Origin of the sequence: Vibrio sp. 10N.286.49.B3, from assembly GCF_002873395.1 — a bacterium.
GTDB lineage: Bacteria > Pseudomonadota > Gammaproteobacteria > Enterobacterales > Vibrionaceae > Vibrio.
The window spans coordinates 1,061-8,201 of sequence record NZ_MCUV01000029.1 but is presented as its reverse complement, the minus strand read 5'-3'; the positions used below and the strand labels follow the sequence as shown (position 1 = coordinate 8,201).

Sequence of the window (7,141 nt, the reverse complement as noted above, 5' to 3'; positions counted from 1 at the left end):
TCCCTTGACTGGATTCTAAATTAATAACAGCAGTAGCAAGAAGTACAACAACACATGAAATAGACAGTTGCTGAATTAACGATAGAATTAAGCCAAAGTTAGACTCTATCCGTTCATAGGCTACATTTTGAGCTTCACGCTCCTCAATCATTTGTGTCATCAAACTTTCAACGCGATACTCCATATTGCGAGCTTTAATATCAAGAGGGCTAGAGATTATCTCTATAATCTTGGATGTGGTTAAGCCTTCAATATCGGACTTACTTAATAAACTGTTTATTTTTTGCGATGAAATTCGCATTGCTGTTATTGCTAAAATTAATGAGGCAACGACAAGAGTGATACCAGCACCAAGGTTGATTAATCCAATGATTAAAATTGTAATAATACTAACGGCAAGGTTGATGAGTGCGCGGACAGACTCCCCGCCAAAGAAAGCTTTAATTTCTGGAATAGTAGCAATACGTTCGAGGTATTCCCCTGGTTCTAGGCGGCGAAATTTTGAAATATCCGCCAAACAGATAGATTGAAAGACTTTATTGGTTAAATTAGTTTCAAATTGACGCATGATAACGGAGGTAATTCGTTCTTCCTGTCCTTTTAATAAATAGTCTAAATAGATAGTAATTAAAATTAGGGCGAAGAGAAGAAATAATGTATCCGTTGCTTGATTTGGTAACACTCGGTCAAAAATAATTAAGATTGAGAAGGGCAAAACCAAGCCAAACAGGGTTGAGATAACCGTTGAAAAGGTTAGGTAACACTTATCAGCAAAGTTTATTTTTTGAGAGAATTGTTCTGTTTGCATAAAACCTCCGTCACTTTATGATGTTGGAGGCGATAAAAGATGCTTAGGCACTAATTCATCGTCTGTTTGGTTAGAAATATCACCCATTAAGCTCATCGTACTTTCAATTGATTGGATGGTTAATAGCCCTTTGATTTGTTCTAAATTAATAATCTCTATTATGTAATCATAGCGAGCACTTTCATAATCACGTAGCGCACTGAATAGCTTACTTTCTGCCGCAAGTAAATCCGTGATAGTTCGAGTGCCTAACTGGTAAGCTCGTTGGATGCCTCTATATGATGAGTAATTGGCTCTAATAATATTTTCATAAATTAGAATAGAACTAGAGTAATCATTAATATTGAGTATGCTTGTATTGATGGTGCTTTTTGTGGTAGCGAGCGTATCTTTCAATAGAATTTCATTTCGTTCTATTCCCAGTGCAGATTTTTGATAGTCATAATAGTTAGAACCACCAGAGTAAATAGGAACAGAAAGGGTAAGACCAACGCTGGTAGAGTTACTATCACCCGTTGCTGTCGGATCGGTTCTATCGAAGTTATTAGCATCATCAAAGCGATAACTTGCAGACATTGAAACACTTGGTAAGAAGTTTGCACTGCTCTCTTTTAGCTCCCTGCGACTTTTTTCAAGATTTTTATTTGCTACCATGATGTCATTATTTAGTTTAATCGCTTCACTAATAATATTATTCTTATCATTGTCACTAATCGGCTCTAAAGGGACACTATCAAAAATATCTTGTGATGGAGTAATAGGGTATTGCACTAAAGCCGCGAGATCATTGAGAGTTACCGTTTGATCTTTATGTAGCGTACGAAGTCGATTGTTAATACCTTCTTTTTGGGCAATAACTTCATAGATTTCACTTGCAGCTGTGTTGCCCAACTGAATATTACGTTTCATTTGGGCTTCACGAGAGAATGAGGATTTTAACTCGGCTTCCGTTGCTCTTATTTGAGCACTACTTTTTAGGTATTCAAAGTATTTACTTGCTACATCAGAAATGGTTGTTTGAATCTTATTATCATGACTCAATTGTTCAATGCTAAAATCCAACTTAGCGGTTCCATATTGGTATATATCTTTCATATTAAAAATAGATTGCGACAAAGATATACTGTAGTCATTAGAGTTATAATTAGATTTAGTATTGGGTGTTTGGTTCAGTATCGTTTCATTTTTATTGTAGGTGGTGCTTGCACTTGCTGATAGCGAGGGCAAGAATTTCGAGCGACTCACACCTATGTTGTATTCACTTTGCTCAATACCTAGTTGGCTAGCTTGCAGTGAAAGATTGTTTTCTAAACTTAGATTTACCGCTTCCAATAAGCTCGTTGCCGCTAAGTGACTAGAGGTTAAGGTACATAGGGTATAGAAACTCGTTCTAATTAAGCTTTTGAACTGCCACATACTTATTTATCACCTTAATGATTTCATCGCTTTTGTATGGCTTGCTAATAACGTAATCCATACCAGCTTCAATGCATGCTTGATGTTCACTACGGCTTGTCAGTGCAGTAGCGCCAATGATTGTGCATGGGAATTGTTCATTATCGACTTCAAACTGCCTAATTAATTGTGTCGCTTCAATGCCTCCCATTCCGGGCATGATGCAGTCCATAAAAATAATATCAATGCGGTTTTGCTTGAATTTTTCGACGGCATCAGCACCATCGCCAACCGTTTCAGCTTCATATTCTTGTTTAGATAAAATACGTTTAAGGAGTATTTGTTGAACCTTATCATCTTCAACAATCATAAATGAGCAACTAGCTAAGCTATCATCACTTGCTTCGGATTCTAATGCTGTGATTAGGCTAGGGATGAATTCAGACGGTAAATAGGGCGTATGGAATATCTTATCAACAAACGTATGGCTTTCTTGTGCCAATTGACTGTTTGCAACAGAGAGTAGTAGTTTGGTGTCAGGAGCGGCTTTGAGTTGTGACTTAATGGTTTTAGCCAATGAGGGCAGCTTATCGCTATCGAATGTATCGGTTAACATAATGCCATCAAAGTTTTTAAACTCTTTCACCATTTTAAACAGTTCGTTAGGTGAATTAATAGTTGTTATTGTTAAGCCCAAATCTCCGAATAATTTGTTAAAAATATCAATACGCAACTGGTTGCTAGCACATAAAAGTAAGTGCTTATCATCTAAGCGATTAGCTTGTTGCTGAAAGCTTTTAGCATTAATATCCAACTGGATTTCAAATCGTTCTTGATTTCCAGATTGATACCAATGGGTTTGAAAATAGTTGTTATCCGTTAAAATTGTTTTTGCCATATCATCCGTTGAATTGATTTGGCTTTGATGTTTACTCCAATGCAACTTATCAAGCTTATCTAACTTAACATCAAAACTGGTTAAGAAATTAAGTGCGATAGTGAGACGGGTTCTTTCAATATCTTCGGCAGCACTCGACTTTACGGAAATAAATAGTTTTTTTCCTGACTTCAGTTGAATAGCATTTGATAGCTGTAAAAATAAAACCCAGAATAAGCTTGTTGAATGCCCCTCAACTCTATTAGGTAAATCATCAGCTATATAGCACTCCATCTCTCCATCATTGCGCTGCACTTTTGAGCTGAGGTGAACCATTAACTCAGAAATGAGAGTGAGTAGAGAAAAATCTTTACTTTTATTTTCAGTGCCCTGTGAGATTAATCGATTATAATTCTCAGCAAGCTCAGAAAGAGTATTAGCAGCAGAAGTAATATCTCGTGCCATTAATACGCCATTTTCATCGGCATCTTGAACTAAATATTGAACACCGCCATTAATTGTCGTTGTGATACCTCTAATCTCATAACCAATGAGAGCATAAAGTTGTTTATATAAGTCATTAGTGCGTTTTTGTTCCTCAATACCAGAGAATAAAGCCTTTAAGTAGGAGTATATTTTGCGTAATTGTGGATCGATATTTACATCATTAAGTAAGTTAGTGATATTAGTCGAATTCATGGATTTAAGTTGATTCGATAATTTAGCCATCTCATCATCAACATGGCGTTCATTTTTATTAAAATGCTTAAGCTTTAAAAGAGCGCTAGCATTCGAGATAATAAGGATGAAGAGAGTAAATGCAGTGATTGAAAATAGTTGTAGATAATAACCGTTTTTTTCAGAAACTAGCTCGTTTGTGCGTATTTCAAATAAATTGCGATAATTATCATTAATAACTAAATAGTTGGTTATCAGTGAAATATAAAGGCTAAGAAGAGACTCTTTATTGTGTTCAACTTGAGTGAATTTTTGCAGTGCTAAGGAGAGTTTTGAATACTCGACAGCTCCTACCAAACTAAATTTTTGCTTTTCTATTGATGCATGCCCTTTGAATTCAATAATTTGTACCTGAAGACTATTTACTTGGGTAAGTATATCACTGCAACTCTCACTCACCATCGACTTAGCTTCGATACTGTATAAACATATTTCAAGTTGCTGGATGGTAAATTGAATGCTCTGGTTTAGTTTTTGAGCTTCAATGATCAATGTCGTAGTTCGAAGCTGACTAATTGTATCTGCTTTATACCATCGAAATAAGTGGTAAGAAATGGTCATAAATAAGATGAGCGCAATCGCAATACTAATTTTTAGTACTGGAAGTGAAATATTGCTTCGTTTCACCATACCCGTCATTGAAGCATTCTCATTAAACGGGTACGAATAAAGTTATCTTTCATCAAATGCATCTTCTATTGCTGACATAACAGGCTTGGCAGCATATTCGATAACTCGTCTCGATCCTGTTTTAACATCGGCAGTAAACTCCATATACGGCGATAAGTTGAACTTTGTTCCAGCACGCTCTAGGTAATTACGATCTATTTGAATCTCTGCAAGATAAAATTGAGTATCTTCTTCTTCATAAGATGATCGGCTAATTGAGCTTATCGTACCTTCAAGAAAACCATACTTAGCAAAATTGTAAGTATCAAATTTGACTTTAACTTTTTGACCAACTTCAACAAACCCCATCTCTTTACGAGGGATTTTCGCTTCACCATGTAGTGTATTATTCAACGGTGCAATATCTGCAATACTCTCGCCTGGAGGGATGACGGCTGAATGGAAATTGAAGTGTACTTTATCAATCACACCATCGATAGGTGAATAAACAACTAACCTTTCCACTTTATCAGAGTGCTGAGGCTGTTGAATGCTTTTGATTTTTAGGTCTTTATTTGCTTGAATTATTTGAGCCTGATACTCGGAATTTCTATTTTCAAGCAAATCTTGCAGCTGCTTCTTTAATTTCCTTAGTTGAAAATCTTCATTCATTAGAGACTCATCTAGATTTTCGATTTCTCTTACCATGTTTGATTCTTGAACTTGCATATTCAAAACATCGACGAAGGAGGCCATTTCTTCCTTGTATAGCGTTTGTTTAATAGTTAATTGTTTTTTGATAAGAGAAAGCTGGTATTTAGAGCTTTTTTTTCTATTTTTCATTGATTTAATCAGAGAAAGCTTATGCTGTATATCATGGCGAATAAGCTCTTCATTGGATTTGTTTTTATTGAACTCTTGTTGCCAGGTATTTTGGTTAGTTAGAACAATATCAGGGTAGTGCTCGCTGTAAGCTGAAAAATCTGGCTTTTTCATATCTTTTAAACTTTGATAGCGAATGCGATCAAGTTCAAGCTGGATAATTTCGGTATTCAAAGTATCAAGTTGACTATTACGATCGAGAGATCGAATTTTGGCGATAGGTTGACCTTTATAAACCGTTTGCCCTTTTCTTATGAGTAGTTCTTCAAGAATACCACCCTCTAAGTGTTGTACTTTTTCAATATCAGATTCTAAAAGTAACTCTCCTCTTACTGATACAACGATATCTATCCTGGCTTGAGAGGCGACAGCTAGAGCAATAATGACCACAGCAAAAATAGCAAGCAAAGTCTTATGCACACTACTCATAGCACTAGCCAGTACAACATTGTCATCAATAGCGACATCAGAAGTTGAACCATTAGATATAAGTGCTTTCTTGAGGTGTTGCTCAATTTGGTTTTTGCTCATTTACTTATCCTACAACTCGAACACTGATGAAGATTTTCCCAGTGGGAGGCTATTTATTTCAATAAAATGGCTTAAAGAGGTGAATCATAACCCCACAGAAAACTTGATTCATACCCTATTTATATAGCTAAGTAGTAATTTATTTAAATTCAATATTTCTTTTACAGTATCCGTTTTTTTTGTTTAATTTCAAGGCTTGATTGTTGCTTGTGTGTTTCGTGATGTAAAAGTAAGCAAAAAACTTGTTACCTAGTGGTTATGTACTTTAATGCATATATAGCTATTAATTTTTTTTGTAAGCATCGGAGGCTACAATGGCTGACAATAACCAAAATAATGATCAAGACAACAAACTTAATGATGCCGTAGAACAGGTCGAAACGTCAGACTCGGGTACTCCCTCACAGCAGCAGAACCAGCAGAATCAACAAAATACGATCGCAACGACGATCGCAACGGGTGCTGAAAGTGCTGATGCTGTCGATAATGCTAATCAAGCAATGGAATCAGGCGCTAGCGGAGCTGGTTCTAGTGATGATGCAGATGAAGCATCAGGTGCCGCCGTTGCTTCCGAAAGCTCAGATAGTGATTCTTCATCTAGTGCAACTCAGTCAAGTACAGTAGCAAGCTCAGCAACGGATGGAGAAGATACAAATATAGATTCTAGCGCTGGTTCAGAATCTGGTGCGGGCGCTCAATCTGTTGGTGGTGATGTTGAAGGCTCTGATGGTGGGCAAGATGCTGAAGGTCAAACAGAAGCGGCTCAAGCCGGTGCGCAAACTTCAGCTACGCCTTCCGGAACAGCAGCGGAATCTTCTGGCGATGACTTTGATTCGGAAACAAGCAGCGAAGATTTTGCCGTTAATGTTGAAGATAGCAGTGCTGAAACCGTTGCTCAGACAGAAGATGACTTTGACTCAGAGACAACGAGTGAAACCTTCAATATTAAGGTAGAAAACACTAACGACGGTCCTGAAGCTGAAGATAAAGCCTTTACTATTGAAGAAGATGGGACATTATTATTCACAGATGAACAACTGCTAGCTAATGCTGTCGATATCGATGGTGATGATTTAAGTGTTGCAGGTGTTAGTTATGGAGGTAATGATGGTGTATTACAGAATAATGGTAACGGCACTTATACTTTTTCACCGAATGAAAACTTTAACGGTGATGTAGATCTTAATTTTAATGTGACAGATGGTACTGACACGGTACCTGCAAATATTGATATATCCGTTACTCCTACCAATGATGCGCCAGTACCTGGCACGACAGCTTACACCATGGATGAAGATGGT

General features: G+C 36.9%; 5 protein-coding genes. 1 reads left to right on the top strand and 4 read right to left on the bottom strand.

Features of this window, described 5'->3' with window-relative positions:
• From BCU68_RS10660 to BCU68_RS10645, 4 genes are all read right to left on the bottom strand, one after another.
• Nucleotides 1-808, bottom strand: an 808-nt coding sequence (locus BCU68_RS10660; RefSeq protein ID WP_347230767.1) for an ABC transporter transmembrane domain-containing protein, incomplete at its 3' end; no start/stop codon positions are given.
• Nucleotides 809-823: 15 nt separating this feature from the next.
• Nucleotides 824-2,224: a TolC family protein gene (locus BCU68_RS10655; protein WP_102564739.1), complete on the bottom strand. Its 1,401-nt coding sequence runs from the start codon at nucleotides 2,222-2,224 to the stop codon at nucleotides 824-826.
• Entirely contained in the window at nucleotides 2,199-4,457 is a 2,259-nt protein-coding gene (locus BCU68_RS10650; RefSeq protein WP_102564738.1) for a response regulator, read from the bottom strand. The genes BCU68_RS10655 and BCU68_RS10650 overlap by 26 nt, the downstream gene beginning before the upstream one ends.
• Before the next feature lie 33 nt (nucleotides 4,458-4,490).
• A complete protein-coding gene (locus tag BCU68_RS10645; protein ID WP_102564737.1) occupies nucleotides 4,491-5,840 on the bottom strand; it encodes an HlyD family type I secretion periplasmic adaptor subunit in 1,350 nt (449 codons plus the stop codon).
• A gap of 314 nt (nucleotides 5,841-6,154) precedes the next feature.
• Here BCU68_RS10645 and BCU68_RS10640 point away from each other — a divergent pair.
• Nucleotides 6,155-7,141: cadherin-like domain-containing protein (locus tag BCU68_RS10640; RefSeq protein WP_133126145.1), on the top strand; the 987-nt coding region annotated here is incomplete at its 3' end.